This is a genomic window from Vibrio sp. Vb0667 (assembly GCF_033391095.1).
The window spans coordinates 1-1152 of record NZ_JAWPOL010000297.1 but is presented as its reverse complement, the minus strand read 5'-3'; the positions used below and the strand labels follow the sequence as shown (position 1 = coordinate 1152).

2 protein-coding genes are annotated in these 1152 nt (G+C 46.7%); both read right to left on the bottom strand.

The window, feature by feature from the left end; all coding sequences use genetic code 11:
* Positions 1-812: MJ1255/VC2487 family glycosyltransferase (locus R8269_RS25410; RefSeq protein WP_318222937.1), on the bottom strand; the 812-nt coding region annotated here is incomplete at its 3' end.
* A gap of 3 nt (positions 813-815) precedes the next feature.
* Positions 816-1152 (bottom strand): phosphatase PAP2 family protein (locus tag R8269_RS25405; RefSeq protein ID WP_318222936.1); only part of this gene is annotated, 337 nt, incomplete at its 5' end.

Sequence of the window (1152 nt, the reverse complement as noted above, 5' to 3'; positions counted from 1 at the left end):
TGTTCAAATTGTCCTGCCAGTGGTTTCATTAGCAGTTTTTTGCCAAGAGAAAGTGCTTCTGAAGGCAATTCAAAACCACCATTGGCGATGACCCCACAGCAACGATGTAGATGGTGCTGAAAGTTGGTGTGGCACAGCGGACGCAATTCTATGTTCTCCACTTTCTCTACTTCTATCACGTCGGGGTGATAACAAATAAACGTCTGCTGATTAAAGTGGAACAACAAGTCGCAGATGTCCTCAATCGACTCAAACGGTAAATACACCAACACGAAATCATCGTTATCCGCTTGGTTATCCAAAGTGTGGACGATGGGCGGTAGCAACGGCTGGTCAAAGTGATACCAGTGCAATCCAAGCTGATGTTGAGATGGAGCAAAATACTCAAGTACTGATTTATCCAGCCAGCTCGCCCCCTTCAGAGGCACTGGATAGCGAAACGCATTTTGGTGACTGATACCGATACACGGCTTATTTTGTTGACGAGCTGCCCAAGCAGTGACGGGTTCAAAGTCGTTGATGATTAAATCATAAGGCGCCAGATTGAGTTGGTTCACTTCTTTGAAAAAATGAATCAAATTGTTGTTCAAGGCCGTTTTGGCGTAATTGACCGAGCCTTTTTCCGTCACAAACGTAAAACCGCGACGAGTCTGATAATCGCCAAACGCTTCCATTGAAAAGTATTTCTCCGGTGCTCGCCCAGAAAAAAGAAAGTCGACCTGCACATCGTGCGATTCAAATGCCTTGCTCATTGCACGAGCACGTGCGATATGGCCATTTCCCGTACCTTGAACACCGTATAGAATTTTCATTCATTAGCCTCCTACGATCGCAATAGCTAGAGCACCACACGCACTTCCCAACAGCGCCCCGATGATGACGTCAGTAAAGAAATGGACACCGAGCAAAATACGCGCCGTACCAATTAAGCTCGCCCAAAAGAATGCGGCATAACCGAGTTCTGGGTAGTAATGGTTGATAAGTGTTGCCATGACAAACGCAGCAGCAGTATGTCCAGACGGTAAACTGTAGCGATCAGAAGGGGTGATAAAAGCAGGTAACAAAGCGCTCAGTTCTTCAGGACGGCGGCGTTTAAAGCTGTTTTTTAGCGTCCAGTAAATAGGTAGCTCGACGGCAAATGCCAGCAATCCG